The sequence below is a fragment of the Chryseobacterium luteum genome, from assembly GCF_000737785.1.
In the GTDB taxonomy this organism is placed as follows: Bacteria; Bacteroidota; Bacteroidia; order Flavobacteriales; family Weeksellaceae; genus Chryseobacterium; species Chryseobacterium luteum.
This window is the reverse complement of the sequence record NZ_JPRO01000009.1, coordinates 46,840-64,124: the sequence shown is the minus strand read 5'-3', so window position 1 is coordinate 64,124 and position 17,285 is coordinate 46,840. Positions and strand designations below refer to the sequence as shown.

Below are 17,285 nucleotides of genomic sequence, written 5' to 3'. Positions count from 1 at the left end.
ATTTTTTACAATATAAAGCACAATTCTTTTATTATCAAATTTTTAAAAAAGATTATTGAAAATTAAAATTAATTTAAAAATTGTATATTAGCGGCATACTTGAAGAATAAAAAACTTTTATATCTAGCTATGCAGACAACCTATATTGAAACACAGCAAATTTCTTTCCAGGATTTTAAAAACCAGATACTTGAGGATTACAGATTAGGAAGGATATCGCGTGAGATGTCTTATCTTGGAAGAAGAGAAGTGCTTACAGGAAAAGCTAAATTCGGAATTTTTGGGGATGGTAAAGAACTTCCTCAGCTGGCAATGGCGAAAGTTTTCAGAAATGGCGACTTCCGTTCAGGATATTACAGGGATCAGACTTTTGCATTAGCGGTTAATGCTTTAACGGTTGAAAGCTTCTTTGCACAGCTGTATGCAGATACAAGCGTTGAAAGAGAGCCGGCATCGGCAGGAAGGCAGATGAATGGACACTTTGCAACAAGAAGTTTAAATGAAGACGGAAGCTGGAAAGATCTTACGGCACAGAAAAATATCTCTTCAGATATTTCTCCTACGGCAGGGCAGATGCCCAGACTGTTGGGACTGGCCCAGGCTTCCAAGATTTATAAAAGTGTAAAATTTGAAGGCTCTGAGAAATTCTCAAAAGAAGGTAATGAAATTGCTTTCGGAACAATCGGGGATGCCTCTACAGCAGAAGGACATTTCTGGGAAACCCTGAACGCTGCCTGTGCACTTCAGGTTCCGATGATTGTTTCTATCTGGGACGACGGGTACGGAATTTCAGTTCCAACCAAAAACCAGAGGGCAAAAGCTGACATTGCTGAAATGTTAAGCGGATTCCAGAGAAAGGAAGGCGAAAACCAGGGCTGCGAGATCATCCAGGTAAAAGCCTGGGATTATCCTTCATTATTGGATGCCTATGCCAGAGCTGAACACTTTGCAAGAACAGAAAGTATTCCGGTTGTAGTTCACGTTATTGAAGTTACACAGCCTCAGGGCCACTCTACATCCGGATCTCATGAAAGATATAAAAATGAAGAGCGCCTGTCGTGGGAATCGGCTTTTGATGGTATGGTGAAGTTCAAAGAATGGATCCTGAATTATTCAATAGAAATCGAAGGAAAAGAAGAAATTATTGCTTCAGCCGAAGAATTGGATGCGGTAGATGAAGAAGCTAAAAAAATAGTAAAAGCAGGTCAGAAAAATGCCTGGGAGAATTACCAGAAAACCATTACAGATCTTATTCAGTCTATTCTTCCGTCAGTTGAAAATCTTAAAGGCCAGAATGCTGAAATTGAAGGTTATATCGGTCAGTTCAATAAATTGGTTTCAAAAGCTAAGAAAGATGTTTTCCATTTGGTAAGAAAATCTTTACTGGCGACAAGAGGAACAAATTCTGCGGAAAGAAGCCAGTTGATGCAGAAATACAATGAGATTTTTGAGGTCGAAAAAGACAACTATTCTTCTCACTTATATTCACAGTCTCAGTGGAAAGCTGAAAACGTGAAAGAAGTAAAACCTGTTTTCTCGGAAAATTCTGAAGAAGTAGACGGAAGAGTAGTGGTAAGAAATAATTTTGATAAAATATTTGAAAAATATCCTGAAACTTTAGTCTTTGGTGAAGATGCCGGAAATATCGGTGACGTTAACCAGGGATTGGAAGGAATGCAGGAAAAATACGGTGATATCCGTGTAGCAGATACCGGAATCCGTGAAGCTACAATTTTAGGTCAGGGTATTGGAATGGCAATGAGAGGTTTGAGGCCAATCGCTGAGATCCAGTACTTAGATTATATTTTATACTGTTTACAGGGAATGAGCGATGACCTGGCAACCGTTCAGTACAGAACAAAAGGCGGTCAGAAAGCTCCTGTGATCATCAGGACGAGAGGCCACAGACTGGAAGGTGTCTGGCATTCAGGTTCTCCGATGGCGGGAATTCTGAACCTTTCAAAAGGGATTCTGGTATTGGTTCCAAGAAACCTGACGAAAGCTGCCGGATTCTACAACACCATGCTTCAAAGCGACGATCCAGCCGTGATCGTTGAATGTCTGAACGGATACAGATTAAAAGAAAAACAGCCTGATAACTTAGGTGAATTCACTGTTCCTGTCGGAAAAATTGAAGTGACGAAAGAAGGAAAAGACGTTACGCTGGTAACTTACGGTTCCACATGGAGAATTGTCATGGATGCAGCGGAAGAACTGGAAAAACTAGGCATCTCCGCAGAAGTTATTGACGTTCAGTCATTAATTCCTTTCGATTTAACGAATGAAATTGCTGAAAGCGTGAAGAAAACGAACAGACTGGTCGTAATTGACGAAGATGTGCAGGGCGGAACTTCAGCGTTTATCCTTCAGCAGATTCTAGAAAAACAAAAAGCTTTCAGATTCCTGGATTCCGATCCGTTGACGATCGCAGCAAACGATCACAGACCTGCGTATGCAAGTGATGGAGATTATTTCAGCAAGCCATCTTCAGATGATATGGTTGAAAGAATTTATGCTCTGTTTAATGAAACAAATCCTCAGAAATATCCTGCGATATTTTAATTGGGAATTTAGATAATATTGAACCGCTTTCTTTTTGGGAGCGGTTTTTTTGTTTAAATTAGTTTTTAATGTTTACTTTTTATGAAATTAATATTTATTATCACATTATTTACATTAATATCTTGCAATAAGCAAATTAAAAAATCAACGATGGAATATACTGAAAATGAAATTTTAGAACAACTAGATTTAGCTTTTAAGGGGGAACCTAGCAAATATTATCCGAAAGTTCGTCCTCAAGATATTAAGTATAATTTTTTCCTTGATTTAGAGCATGGTTATTGTGAAACTGCAGGGAATCGAATTCATTTATATGCTGATGAAAAGCAATGGGCGATTGTTTTTGAGAAAAGCGGGTATCAAAATAGAGCAACAAGAGCTGAAATTGAACTTGATTACATTGGCAATTGTATCGAATATCCTGTTGATAAATATCCTGAAAGAAATTATATTACTAATGCAAACAATATTGTCCTAATCGACAGTGATGAATATGCAAGGATTGAAAATAAGCAGGCTGGTAATGATTTGGAAACATTTGAACTTATTGATGAGAATACTAAAGAAATAAAAGTTCGAAATAAATTAATTCCTTTTAATAATAATTATAAAGATTATGAAAAAATAGGAATTGAGTTAAGAGATTATGATAATCCAAAAAAATTAATTGGTTTTGGTGATTTAATTAGATATTTTAATGAAATAAATCCATCTTTAATCTCAGCATCAGAAGAGGAAATTAAAAAATACATTCCTAAAAATCTTAAAAAGTTAATGACAATTGATGAGTTTCATTATGATCCGAGCACTTCACCAAGTAAGCAAGAAACCTATAAACTTATATCTAAAATTTTAGTAACAAAAAATACTTCCTATTGGAAACCCTCTTTAGAATCGAATAATAATTGGAAAAATTGGGAATCAGGAAACTTATAAATAGAAAAAAAAGACTGTTAAATAACAGCCTTTTTTATTTTCTTCTCTTCCAAAAGAGTCTTACAATCTTTATCTTTCTCAGGATCATAAACATGATATTTCGTCTCCCATTCCTCCAGCAAATATAAAATCGGCAGCAATGCCAACCCTTTTTCTGTAAGCGAATATTCAACCCGTGGAGGTATTTCTTTAAATTCTTGTCGGATCACCAGTCCATCAGCTTCCATTTCCCTCAACTGGTCGGTCAAAACTTTTCTGGAAATCACATTAATACGCACAGCAAGCTCTCCGAAACGTAATTTCCGGTCTTTGATGACCAATACGATGATCGGTTTCCATTTGCTTCCCAGGGCAGACATTGCTTTTCCCAAAGGACAGCTGTATTGCATTAATTCGTTCTTTTTCATGCGTTACTTTTACGTTACTAATATAGGTTACTGCAAAGTTACCACTTTTTTTATTTCATAAGGTACAAATATGAACTATTATTAGTTACTTTGTGTAACAATTATAAAATGTAATTTTAAAAATGAGTACAGAATCATTATTTACCCCTTTTAAATATAAAAATTTAGAGCTTAAAAATAGAATAGTAATGGCACCGATGACCAGAGCACAATCTGACAACGGAGTTCCTACACAAAATATTACAGATTATTATGCAAGAAGAGCAGCCTCAGAAGTGGGATTAATTCTCTCTGAAGGAACCGTAATCAACAGACCCGGATCAAAAAACATGCAGAACATTCCTGATTTCTATGGAACGGAAGCATTAAACGGCTGGAAAAACGTAATCGATGCCGTTCATGAAAATGGCGGAAAAATGGGACCTCAAATCTGGCACGTTGGAGATACGAGAAGTTCAGCAGATTATCCGTTAGTTGATATGGAAAAAGCTTCTGCAATGACATTGGAAGACATTCAGGATACAATTGCACAGTTTGCAGCTTCAGCAAAATCTGCGAAGGATCTGGGCTTTGATGTCGTTGAAATTCACGGGGCTCACGGTTATCTGATCGACCAGTTTTTCTGGGAAGTTACCAATACAAGAACTGACGAATATGGCGGTAAAACTATAAAAGAAAGAAGCAAATTTGCGGTTGACGTTGTAAAAGCAATCAGAGCCGCAGTTGGAGAAGATTTTACAATCATTATCCGCCTTTCTCAATGGAAACAGCAGGATTATAAAGCAAAACTGGCCAACTCGCCTGAAGAAATGGAAGAATGGCTGCTGCCTTTGAAAGAAGCGGGAGTTGATATTTTCCACTGTTCACAAAGACGTTTCTGGGAAGCCGAATTTGAAGGTTCTGATCTGAATTTTGCAGGTTGGGCGAAAAAAATCACCGGTCAGCCAACAATTACCGTAGGTTCTGTAGGACTTGAAGGAGATTTTATGGGAGCATTTGCAGGACAGGGAACTGAAAAAGCGGATTTGACGGAACTGACAAGAAGGCTGGAAAGAGGAGATTTTGATCTGGTGGCTGTCGGTCGTGCCTTGTTGCAGGATCCGGAATGGGTAACGAAAATTAAAGAAGGAAAAACAGAAGATCTTCTTGATTTCTCCGCTGAAAGCCTGGCTGTTTTATTTTAAGTCAATGGTGAACTTTTGCTTTGCTATGATTTGAAAATTTTGAAAAAAATGGCAGGCAAAGCAAATTGATTATTCACTATTCATAATATTTTACCTATCAATTATTTTAAACGAAACCGCTTCCGGAATTTTGGAAGCGGTTTTAATTGGTTTTAACCCGGACATTCTACGTTGTCCGAAAGACATTTCCAACGGGAAGGCTGCCCGTTTTTAGGTGGAATATAGCAGGCTGTTGTTCCTGTTGGACAATCTGGCGCATTGCCACCATTAATTTTCTTTAAATCAGATTTTAATAACTTCTTTAGATTTTTCATATTTTAATTTGTTGATTGATGATAAATATACGATTATATTTTTAGCCAAAATAAAACCGTTCTCAAAAATTGAAAACGGTTTTTAACAGATTTAAATATCTAAAATTGTCATATTCTGATGACAATAGTGATTCAGTTTTTTACAGACCAATGCTTTTACTTGGTTTCAATTGCTTTTTGATGCTTTTTGGCAGTGCATCTTTATGAACCAGGATTGCAGTCGATTTATATTCAACATAAGGTCTTGTTACATAGATATAACCTTCGAAATCATTCGTTACACCCCAGGAATTCTTAACCATATAATATTCTTTTCCGCTCTGGTCTTTTGCCAATCCTACGATGTGCATTCCGTGGTCATCGGTTGTAGAAAGGTTATTCAGTGCTTTCTGACGTATATCTTCATTGATCACTTTATCTTTTTTCGGCTCTGTGAATAGAGATCCTTTGTTTTCCGCAGTGATCTGATCCAGGTCTGTATCCGGAACATAAGCTACACCGTTTTTATAGGAGAAATAAGGCTCAGAAACATCTGTTGCCCAGCCTACGGAATATCCCTTGTTCACAGCATTGTCGATAATTGCTGTTAAATCTTTCATCGGAACATTCCAGTCAGAATCGTGGCTCCAGTTATCAGGAATCGGAACTACGAATTTCTGATAGTAAGGATAATCTTTATATGAAGATAGTTCTACATAATCATCAGGATTGATGCCTACAACTTCTTTCGCAAAAGTTTGCGGAGTGTAAGATTTCCCTTCATAAGTAAAGTTGGTAGGAACTTTTCCTAAATACTGATCTAAAATTACATCAACAGAAGACATCCAGTTGTCGGAAAGTTTTCCTTTTGTTGCAGCCTGAACCAAACTGTCTAAAACAGGCTTTAGTTTACCCTGCATTTCAGAGAAATTGTTCAAAGTCTGTCCGGATCTCAATCCAGTGTAGACATCCTGAGGAACTGCACCATATTTTTTGTACATATTCACAACGTCGTGCAGTTCACCGCCGTCACCCCAGCTGATCGCTCCGCTGTTGAGTACATATAATTTGGCTTTATCGTGGTAAGAATTTCTTGCAGTGAAGATTTCTGCCAGATCAACAGGCTTTTTGCCCATTCTCTGCATTTCAGACTCAAGGAAAGAATTCCCCGAATAACTCCAGCATGTTCCCGAAGAACCTTGATTTTTAACTGAAGTTGCACCGACATCTTTCAACGTTGTGAACTTGAAATTAGCATTTTGAGACTGATTGTTTTTTAATTTGTTGATCAGGTCATCTTGGGCAAACATCATACTTCCTGCAGATAAAACAAAAAGTAATGAGGCAATTTTGGTATTTTTCATTACTAAAAAAAGATTATTTATACGAATAGTCGTTCATATTAAAGATCCGTTACAAAGGGAAAAGTTAAATTTGAAGGTGAAAAAAAATTGAATAAAGCAAAAACGGAACAGCTTATTCATAATCAGCTTATTTGCTTTTTTGTAAAAAAATAAAAATGTTTCCAACCTATCCCAAAGTTTATGCATCTATAACAGTATAAAGCCTGACTATGGAAAGAGAATTACTAATAGAATGCCAGCGTAACAGCCGCAGTGCACAGCGGAAGGTCTACGAGAAAATGGCGGGCAGGCTGCACTCGGTCTGCAGACGCTATCTGAAAAATGATGAAGATATTGAAGAAGTATTGGCCGATGCTTTTTACAAAATATTCACAAATATCACCCAGCTCCGGAATCTTGACACTTTTGAAGGATGGGCCAAAAAAATTGCAGTCAACGAATGTCTTCAGAAACTGAGAGCCGCCAAAGCGCAGTTCGTCTCTATGGATGACAGTTTTGCAGAATCTTCCGGGACTTTGTCAGAAAGCATTTCATTTGAGAAAGATATTCTGAGCCTGCTGAACTTTCTTCCCGAAGGCTGCAGGGCCATATTCAATCTGTTTGCGATTGAAGGCTATCCGCATAAAGAAATTGCCACGATGCTTTCCATAAGCGAAGGAACATCGAAATCCCAGCTCAATTTTGCGAGGAAAAAATTACAGGAACTTTTGGTCAATCAGAACATTTAAACTTTAGGAAAATGGAAAATAATCACGATATAGATAAAAGATTCAATGCTGCTTCTAAACTTTCGGAAGAGCCGGCTGTTTTTCCGGGTTTCGATAAAGTTTGGGCAAAAGTGGAAGAAAAATTAGATAAAAAAGAAGAGGAAAAGAGAATACTTCCGGTTTGGTTTCCTTATGGAATTGCGGCAAGTTTAATTATTGGATTGGGAGCCTTTTATTTTATCAGTAAAGATAAAACTGCTGAAAATTCAAAACCTCTAATTGTAGAAAACAGAGCTGAAAGCCACCCTGAAAAAAATACGATCCATACAGTGGACAGTACTGTAAAATCCAATATCGAGAAAGAAATTGAAGCTTCAAAACCATCACAGAATCCGTCTGCTTTGGCAAAAGATGAAGCTGTAAAAATTCCTGACAATACGGGTAAAACCGTAGCTGTTAATAAGAATGATGAAATCTATGCTTCAGGAAAAAGCACTTACTCAACAGACGAATATTATCTCAAAAAGAAAAATGCTGCTGATGTTCCTGTTCCGCCAAGAAGAGGTGGGCAGTGGAAAGATACTTTAAGAGAAACGAATATAGAAGAAGTAGTAGTGGTTGGTGCTATGGGAATAAAAAGAACTAGTGCAGCAACTTCGTCAAGTACCATGGTTGCTTCCAAGGATGTAAGTGCCGGAATACCTTCTGCATTAGCTTCTTTAAGTGGCAGAGCAGCCGGGCTGTCAGTTTCATCAGGAAAAGGGAAACATTCGGAAATATTGATTAGAGGGGCAAAAAGTATGAGCGTCAATAAAGCATTATTTGTGGTGGATGGAGTTTTATTTGGGGGAGAATCGGAAGTACTGAGTTTATTGGATCCCAGTAATATTAAAGAAATAAAAGTCTTAAAGGGATTGAATGCTACGGCTTTATATGGCAGCAAAGCCAGCAATGGGGTAATTCTTGTGACTACCCGGGGCCTGTCAAAATCCGATCTTGAAAAACTTAAAGAAGAAGCCTCAAAAAAAACAGAAGAAAGTATAAAAGAAGAAGAAAAAGATCTTCCGAAAGCAGGGCTCTTAACCGCCGGGGAAGTCAATGATTTTTCAAAATGGGATTATTGGAAAGATATCGCAGTTCCTACTCTTGACGAATATAAAAATATCTGGAACTTCTTCCCTGACAGAAGGGTTTCAGTACAGCTTGTCAATAAAAGCAGAAAGCCCGTGATCGGCGAAAAAGTAAAACTGCTGAACGATAAAAAAGAGATCATCTGGGAAGCTGTTTCCAATAATCTGGGAAATGCAGAATTGTGGATTGAGCCCATGAAAGGCAGTCATCCTGTTTCCGGAAAATATTATTTAGCTGACGGTTCCGGGCAGATCATCAGTACAAATATCAGGGATTTTAAGAATGGGCAAAACCTGATTATGATGGATAAAGCCTGCATTACAACACAGAATCTTGATCTGGCATTTGTAGTGGATGCAACAGGTTCTATGGGTGATGAAATTTCGTATCTGCAGTCTGAACTTCTAGATGTTTTAAAAAAGGTGGAGAGCAATCTTAAAAATACAACCGTACGATACGGATCTGTTTTTTACAGAGATCAGGGGGATGAGTACTTGACCCGCAAATTTGACTTTTCCGATAAAGCCGAAGAACTCGTAAGTTTTATTAAAAAACAAAATGCCGGTGGAGGTGGAGACACTCCGGAAGCAGTGGTAGAAGCCATGCAGGTTTCCATTGATGAACTGAAATGGAGTACCGAAAATTCAACCAAAATTATGTTTTTGATTCTTGATGCACCTCCGCACCGTTCGGATGAGAATATCAATAAGCTTTATCAGACAATAAAACTGGCGTCCAAAAAAGGAATTACTGTGATTCCTTTAGCGGCCAGTGATACGGATAAGCAGACGGAATATCTGATGAGAACCTTTGCTTTGCTGACGAATGGAACCTATACTTTCCTTACCAACGACAGTGGGATAGGGAATGATCATATAAAACCTACCATTGATTCTTATGAAGTAGAAAAGCTGAATGCGCTGTTATTAAGGCTGATTCTTCAGCGGGCAACACTTCCGGAATGCAACGACGGAATTTCAAATGACCACCTGAACAAAAAGCTTGAAACAGAAGTTAATAACCAGCGGGAATCCAAAACTGTGATTTTCCCAAATCCTACCAAAGGAATCATCAATATAAAGTCCGGATATGCCATAGACGAGCTTTTCGTTTATGATCTGGCGGGAAAAATCATTATGAGGAAAGAGAAGCTGGGAGAAGGTAAAAACACAATAGACATTACTGCTTATCCCCAGAGTATTTATCTGCTGAGATTGAGATCCGGAGAGCAGTGGGAAACCTTTAAGGTGATCAAAAATTAACCAGTTGAAAAAGAAATTTCCCCGGAAATTTCTTTTTTTTCTCTATTTTTAGAAATATAAATAATGATGAAGAAAATTTACTTGGTGCTATTGCCTCTTGCAGCCAATTTTTTGTTTTCGCAAAACTCACAGCTTTATTATTCTGGAATATTTTTAAATAAAAAAAATAAACCCCAGAATTTTCTTAAGGTTTATAATAAAAACACCGGAATATATGAACTTACTGATGAAAAAGGTTTTGCTATTATCGCTGCCAAAGAAAATGATACCCTGCTCTGGAATGATGGAAAAAGCACGCTTGTAGCCTACAGACTGACTGAGCTAAAGAGTATTTTAGAAAGCCGGATTGAGAATAAAAGTGTCTGGACACCCAGAAGCGGTGCCTACGACAGCCTGGTGATTAAAGAACTGAAAGATGAATTTAGTCTTGAAAATTCCAAAGAATATGTAATAGGAAATTCAATTTATAATTTCTCTTCGGTACGAAAGATAAAAAAGATTACTGAAAATACGTACTACTTAAGGGAACAGCCGGATAAATTTCTTGATTTCAGCGGAAGTTTTACCACATCTTTTGACGTCAAAACAAGAAATTCTATTCCTGACACCCAGAACCATTATGTCCAGGGGCGTTCCCAAAATGGACAGCTGGAGTGGCAGGGTCCTGAAACAGGTGAAATGTTCAGTTTCGGACCGGATATTTCTTCATTGGGATTTGATCATCATCCTTATGAATACGACGGTAATGGAAGGCTAATTCCTGTTGGCAGTGGAATTTCTCCGGCGAAAGCCTATAACAATGATATTTTCAAAACTGTTTTCAGCTATAATAACCAGCTGAGGCTGAATGCTTCCCTGAACAACGGATATTATGATGAAAAATTTAGGCTGTCCGTAGATCTTGGGCAGCAGAAAGATCAGATGTATTTTGCAAATCAGTACAATATTTCAAATACACTTAAAACAAAGCTGAGTTCCAAAATTCTTAAATTTTCGGTGAATCTGGGACTGAATTATGATGAAAATAAAGCTGTAAACTCCAACAGAACCGGACTTTTCAACAGAGCTTACCAAAATGCACTGCTTACTCCAATTTCATTTTCAAATGCACAGAAAATACTTCTGACAGACGGTTTACAGAGAAGTTACAGCAAGTCTGCAGATAATCCATACTTTTTATTGGATCAGGAAAATAAATACAATTACCGTGACCGCAGGCGACAGTTCAGTTTTGGACTGGAAAGAAACTGGTCCGACTTTAAATTGATGATCAATCAATCCTACGAAAGCGACAGTTTCCTGAACAGTGATGATCGCAAACCATCTGCTTACGGCTTTACAAATGGTCTTTACAACGAGCGGAGCCAGGAAAATAAACTGTACAGTTCCAATGTTTCAGGTTCTTATTATTTCGGTGAAAGCAAAGGGAGAAGCACCCTGAGCCTGAATTTTATTCTGAATGACAGACAATCTGATGTTTACAATAGCCTGATGAAGACAGCATATTCGTACCAAAGGACGTCACAGGATTATATCTTAAATTATAAGTATGATTATACCAGTTATTACAGTGACATCAGTGCAGGGTTTAATATGGGAAATGCTTTCTATATATCGAATACATCCGCAAAAAATACGTATTGGCTTCCAAAGGTCAGTGCCTATCTGATATTTCAGAATATTTTTGACTGGAACAATATAGATTTCAAAATTTTGGGAGCCTATACGGAAATAAGTTCAGAACCGGAGATCACAAAATCCTATTCTTCTTATGCTACAACTTTGCTGAATGCTCAGGATGCCTATCAGTACTTTCCGGTTTTAGAAGCTCAGACATTCAGGAATCTTTCAAATATTAACAATAAAGAAGCGAAGGCGGGATTCAGATTGAAAGCAGGCTACAAAATAAGCCTGGAAGCCGAATATTTTAATCGTAAAGTGACAGACGATATTTTCCCGGTTTTTGATAATAACCGGCTGCAGTTGAAAAATATGGCAGATCATACCTACAGCGGTTATGAAGCTAATTTTGCCTATGATAATATTTATTTGGGAACAGATTTCAAGGCCGGCAATAAAATTTCCTTCTTTAAATACAAAGATGTTGTAGACAGGGTAAATGCCGGATATAATAATCTTGCAGTCGCAGGCTTCAGTGATGTATATAAAACTTTATCCGAGGGACAGATTTTGGGTGCAGTGGTCGGAAGTTACTTTGAAAGAAATGCAACCGGAGATCTGATCATTGATGAATTTGGCTACCCCAAAAAAGCAGACGGATTAAAGATCATTGCTGATCCTACACCTGATTTCGTTGTTAAATTCAATCATAATATCAGCTATAAAATGTTTTCCCTGGATATCAATTGGGAATGGAAAAAAGGAGGTCAGCTTTGGAACGGAACCAAAGCAGTCCTCGATTACTACGGACGTTCTCAAAATTCCGGTGATGGAAGAAATATTAAAAACTATGTCTTTCAGGGAGTGAATTCTGGTGGAAGTCCCAATCAGATTCCTGTTGATTTTTACAACCCGGCACAGACTGTTTCAGAGAACAGATGGACGAGATACGGCTATCTGGGAGTGGCAGAAGATTATGTACAGAAGGCGGATTATGTAAGGATCAATACTATTTCATTGACAGGTAAATTTGATATTGGGCGTTTTAAAAGAGGCTTGGGCATTACTTTTTATATCAACAATATCCTTCTCTGGCAGGCCAATCAGGGAGCAGATCCTAACCAGAACTTTTACGATCTGGATGGTGGGAAAGGGCTTGATTTCTTTAATCTCCCTTCTTTCAGGACTTTTGGATGCATGGTTTCATTTCAATTTTAATGTATGGATTTCAAGATTATAACCTATATTTTATTCTTTGCTTTACTGTTTTCAAATGTCGGTTTGAAAGCACAGAATCAGTTTAAAGATTTCGAAAAAGAAAAAACCTATATACAGACCAGTCATGTTTTTTATAAGCCGGGTGAGGAAATGTACTTTAAAATTTATGTAGTGAAGGCTGAAAATAATCTTCCTGCGGATCAGAGCAGAGTCGTCAACTTTGAGCTGGTTGATCCAAGCGGAAGTGTCATTAAAAAAGTCAAATATGAAATTGAAAGAGGTTATGCAGAAGGATACTTCTATTTCAGTGACGACATGAAAGGCGGAATTTATAAAATCAGGGCGTTTACTAACTGGATGCAGAATGAAGAAGGGAAAAATGCTTTTGAAAAAGAAATCACATTGCAGAAAGTTGTTTCCCCGAGAATTCTGATGAAGCTTGAATTTCCTAAAAAAGGATATGGCCCTGGCGATGAGGTCTTGGCAGATTTTTCAATGCGAAGTTTGAGTAACCAGGTTATTCCTTTTTATGAAGCGGATTATACGGTGATGCATAACGGAGAAATCGTTTCAGAAGGAAAACTGATTACGGATAAAGAAGGTAAAAAGCAGCTGAAATTCAATCTTCCCGGAATTTTGAAATCTTCTGATGCCTTACTGAATATTAAAGTGAATTTCGATGGATTTACTGAATCTATTTCAAGGAATATACCAATCGTGCTGAATTATCTTGATGTGAAACTGATGCCGGAAGGAGGCACTTTTATTAATGGAATTGAGCAGAATATTGCGTTTAAAATTTTAGACGAATACGAGAAGCCTGTCGATGCCGTTTTGGAAATTTTTAATCAGAACAGCCAGAAAATAACAGAAGCTTCAGCCTACAATTTCGGAATGGGAAGTTTCCTTTTTACCCCTAAAAAAGGAGAGGCATATTATGCAAAAGTGGTGAAACCCGAAAATATTTCCCAAACCTATCAGTTTCCGGAAGCTAAAGATGAAGGTGTAGTTTTGAATATACATAAAGAAAACCGGAAGATCTATGTCAGGATCACTTCTAGCGGGCAAAGAACAGTTGCATTGAAAGGGAGCTTTCGAGAAAAAGAAATCTATAATCAGTCATTTCCGGTACAGAAAGGTGTAAATCAGTTTGAAATTTCTGAAAAAGAACTGCCGGCCGGTATCTGCAGGTTTACTGTTTTTGAAGGAGAGATCCCTCTTGCAGAACGTATTGTTTTTGCCAATGAAAACAGACAGATGAATGTGAAAATTAAGCCTTTAAAACAGCAGTATCTTCCAAGAGAAAAAGTGGTGCTGGACATTGAAACTACAGACGAAAACGGGATTCCTGTTCCTGCCAGCCTGGCTATGAGTGTTGTTGATGACAAGCTTTGGACTTATGCAGATGATAAACAGAATAATATTCTTTCCTGGCTCCTTATGGATTCCGAACTGAAAGGAAAGGTAGAAAGACCGCAGTTCTATTTTGATAAAAAAGAAGAAAAAGCAATTAAAAGTCTTGATCTTCTCATGCTTACCAATGGCTACCGATATTTTGAGCTGGCTCCTGAAATCATCAAAAATCAAAAATATAAATACCTTCCGGAAAAAAAGAATCCTGTTTATGGGATTGTTGAAGATGAAACAGGGAAACCCGTCAAAGCAGAAGTTTTTCTGATAGAAGGATACAAAACCCTTAAACAGACTACTTCTGAAGAAGGAAATTTTTATTTTTCAGATCTAAGAAAGGGGAATTCCTATAAACTTGTTGCTAAATCTTTTCAACCCAAACAGCAGGTAAAGATCAGGATTTTATCCTATAGACTGCCGGTAAATCCACTTGCAGGAAAATCTCTGAATAATGTCAATGTAGAGGAAATCGTTAAAGAGGCTGTAAAAGAAACCGGAAAGATAGAGCTCAGAAAAGATCTGGAAAGAACAGATGTAGAGCAGGGAAAAACAAAATCTGTTTCGGAAAGAAGTACAAGAAGGGCATCCAGAAGCAGTATAAAGAAAGACAGTTCAATGTCATCCAACATTGAAGAAGTGGTTGTAACCGGCAGCTATGGAATTAGCACGCTAAAAAATAATTTAGCGGCACAAACAACCATTGCAAGGGATGAAGAACTTCAGAATCCGGATGTTACTGCTTTATTAGCCGGGAAAGTGGCCGGAGTTATGGTGAGCACTACTAATGGACAGCCGGGAAGTAGCGTTCTGGTAAGAGGAACTGCCTCTGTGTCGAACAAAGCTCCATTGTATGTGGTTGATGGAATACCGGTAGAAAATTTTAAAACAGCAATTAATCCTGGCGATATCAACAGCATAACAGTTCTGAAAGATGCCGCTGCCACATCTATTTACGGAAGCCGGGGGGTAAATGGGGTTATCCTTATTAATTCTGTCAGAAACTTACGCTCACAGTTGAAAATTGATATCACGCCAAAATCATATTATGCTGTGATGGCGGTGCCGGGAGATAGCCTCGTTACCTATTCTTACAGCAGAAATTTTCAGTATCCTGTGTATCAGAGTACCAATACATCGTACCGCTTTGACTATAGAGAAACGATTTACTGGAATCCCGTGTTAGAAACCGATAAAAAAGGAAAAGCAAAAGTTGAATTTTATAATTCGGATGCCAATACCGCTTTCAGAATTATGACCGAAGGGATCTCCGGGAACGGACAGATAGGAAGAGACGAAACCGTATATGCTGCTCAAAGCCTCATCTCAATTGATGCTAAAGTTCCTCAGTATCTTACCAGAACGGACCAGATGATAATTCCGGTAGTTATTAAAAACAACTCAACGGAAACCCGGAAAATGGTTATGGATGTGATTGTTCCGAACAGGGTTAAATTAATAAAATCCGACAGCATTATTACCCTCAAACCATTAGAGTCGGGTCGGTTGTTTGTTACCTTACAGACCGATGATGTAGTAAGTTCCAATATTCAGTTTTCAATACAGTCAGGAGATTTCAGAGAGGTGGCTATTTTTCCGTTTAATGTTGAAGAAAAAGGTTTTCCATATTATTATTCTGTGATCGGTAATACCTCTGAAAATATAAAAACCATTATTCCTGAATACATCAACGGGAGTTTTTCATCATCCTATTATGTCTATCAGAACACGGCTCTGCAGCTGTTTGATGATATGGAAAGATTAAAACGTGAACCTCATGGATGTTTCGAACAACTTTCATCTACGGTGTATCCCAATATTTTTATACTGGATTATTTAAAATCTATTAAAAAAATCACACCTCAAACAGAAAGTTTTGTCATAAGAAATATGAAAAAAGGTTACCAGAGAATGCTGAGCTACAAAAACAGGGATGGCGGTTTCGGATATTTCAATTCTTCGGAATCTGATGTTTCAGTTTCAGCTTTTGCATTGCTGGAATTCAGAGATCTTAAAAAATATGTGGATATTGATCCTAAGCTGATCCGGAATCTGGCTTCTTTTATTTTATCCAGGAAAAATCAGAACGGAACTTTTGAAGTGAGACAAAGTTATGAAATGCAAAGCCCTTTTTCCGATTATGCCTGGTCGAGAAATATGTATGTGATTTATGCTTTGTCGAAAATAGGGTTAAAAAATGAATTGGAAGAACCTTATAAAAATGCATTAAATAAAGCATTAGCCTCAAAAGATTCTTACCAGTTAGCGCTGATGGCTAATACATCTGCCTATCTCGGAAAAACCATTGAATATCAGAAACTCATGACGATACTGAATCAACAGTATGAAAGCAAAAATGAAAAAACGGCGGTCACTTTTACAGGCTCAGGAGGTGCTTCAGCCAACTCAGAAACGCTGTCGCTTTACATAATGGCACTTCAGAAAGATGAAAAATTCAATCAGTTAAAAATCGCGGAAGCAGCAGATAAGCTCATCAATTATAATGGATATTACGGTTTTGGTTCCACGCAGGCTACAACAATGGCTTTGGAAGCTTTGTCGGTTTTTTTTGCTAAAAATGAAAAACTGTACGGAACAGAAAAACCTGGAATTAAAATAAATAAGGCGGAAGTTGCTCCCGATGTAAGCCTGAGTTCAGCTTACAAAGTCGGAGAGAACGAAATAGATGTTGAATATGCAGGAAATAACCAAAAAGGCCTGCCGTATAAACTGGATTATCATTATTATACTTTACAGGCTCCTGAAAGCAAAGACATTCCTGTGACACTGGAAACCAAGCTGAAATCTGCAATTGCGAAAGTGGGAGAGACCAACAGAATGACGGTCACAGTAAAAAGTAAGATCAACGGACCACTGCCAATGGTCACTGCCAAGATCGGGATTCCGGCAGGACTTACATTACAGAATGCTCTCCTGAAAGATCTCATTGATAAAAAACAGGTTTCTTATTATGAAATTTTTGATAATTATCTGGTGCTGTACTGGGAGCATTTCGATGCTGAAGAAACAAAGGTGATCAACCTTGATCTGAAAGTTGAATTTGCAGGAGAATACACAGGAAAAGCGAGCAATGTATATCTTTATTATATGCCGGAAGCGAGGTATTGGAATGAAGGAATCAGGACGAGAATTGAACCATAAGAAAAGAGTAATGAGGAGAGCGTTTTATAAAG

Annotated in this window: 10 protein-coding genes; 7 read left to right on the top strand and 3 right to left on the bottom strand. The window is 37.8% G+C overall.

What is annotated here, in order from left to right; translation table 11 throughout:
• Positions 1 to 129 precede the first annotated feature (129 nt).
• Together IX38_RS11610 and IX38_RS11605 are read left to right on the top strand one after the other, a co-directional pair.
• A complete protein-coding gene (locus IX38_RS11610; protein ID WP_034705099.1) occupies positions 130 to 2,562 on the top strand; it encodes an alpha-ketoacid dehydrogenase subunit alpha/beta in 2,433 nt (810 codons plus the stop codon).
• A gap of 150 nt (positions 2,563 to 2,712) precedes the next feature.
• A complete protein-coding gene (locus IX38_RS11605; RefSeq protein ID WP_131368670.1) occupies positions 2,713 to 3,498 on the top strand; it encodes a DUF7003 family protein in 786 nt (261 codons plus the stop codon).
• Between the two features lie 17 nt (positions 3,499 to 3,515).
• On the opposite strand, the gene IX38_RS11600 is transcribed toward IX38_RS11605, so the two are convergent.
• Complete coding sequence (locus tag IX38_RS11600; protein WP_034705093.1) at positions 3,516 to 3,905, bottom strand: winged helix-turn-helix transcriptional regulator; 390 nt, start codon at positions 3,903 to 3,905, stop codon at positions 3,516 to 3,518.
• 122 nt (positions 3,906 to 4,027) lie between these two features.
• Here IX38_RS11600 and IX38_RS11595 point away from each other — a divergent pair, with 122 nt between their 5' ends.
• Positions 4,028 to 5,089, top strand: coding sequence for an NADH:flavin oxidoreductase (locus IX38_RS11595; protein ID WP_034705091.1), 1,062 nt, complete (start codon positions 4,028 to 4,030; stop codon positions 5,087 to 5,089).
• 152 nt (positions 5,090 to 5,241) lie between these two features.
• On the opposite strand, the gene IX38_RS22995 is transcribed toward IX38_RS11595, so the two are convergent.
• Together IX38_RS22995 and IX38_RS11590 are read right to left on the bottom strand one after the other, a co-directional pair.
• Positions 5,242 to 5,403: a hypothetical protein gene (locus IX38_RS22995; protein ID WP_165570728.1), complete on the bottom strand. Its 162-nt coding sequence runs from the start codon at positions 5,401 to 5,403 to the stop codon at positions 5,242 to 5,244.
• Between the two features lie 140 nt (positions 5,404 to 5,543).
• A complete protein-coding gene (locus tag IX38_RS11590; protein WP_034705089.1) occupies positions 5,544 to 6,746 on the bottom strand; it encodes a C1 family peptidase in 1,203 nt (400 codons plus the stop codon).
• 209 nt (positions 6,747 to 6,955) lie between these two features.
• Between IX38_RS11590 and IX38_RS11585 the strand changes: the two genes are divergently transcribed.
• The 4 genes from IX38_RS11585 to IX38_RS11565 all read left to right on the top strand — a co-directional run bounded on the left by IX38_RS11585 (position 6,956) and on the right by IX38_RS11565 (position 17,253).
• Positions 6,956 to 7,474 (top strand): RNA polymerase sigma factor, encoded by a 519-nt coding sequence (locus tag IX38_RS11585; RefSeq protein ID WP_034705087.1) that lies wholly within the window; start codon positions 6,956 to 6,958, stop codon positions 7,472 to 7,474.
• 11 nt (positions 7,475 to 7,485) lie between these two features.
• Positions 7,486 to 9,846, top strand: a complete 2,361-nt coding sequence (locus IX38_RS21945; protein WP_051884663.1) for a TonB-dependent receptor plug domain-containing protein — start codon at positions 7,486 to 7,488, stop codon at positions 9,844 to 9,846.
• A gap of 63 nt (positions 9,847 to 9,909) precedes the next feature.
• Entirely contained in the window at positions 9,910 to 12,684 is a 2,775-nt protein-coding gene (locus IX38_RS11570; protein WP_034705084.1) for a hypothetical protein, read from the top strand.
• 3 nt (positions 12,685 to 12,687) lie between these two features.
• Positions 12,688 to 17,253: a TonB-dependent receptor plug domain-containing protein gene (locus IX38_RS11565; RefSeq protein ID WP_034705083.1), complete on the top strand. Its 4,566-nt coding sequence runs from the start codon at positions 12,688 to 12,690 to the stop codon at positions 17,251 to 17,253.
• Positions 17,254 to 17,285 lie beyond the last annotated feature (32 nt).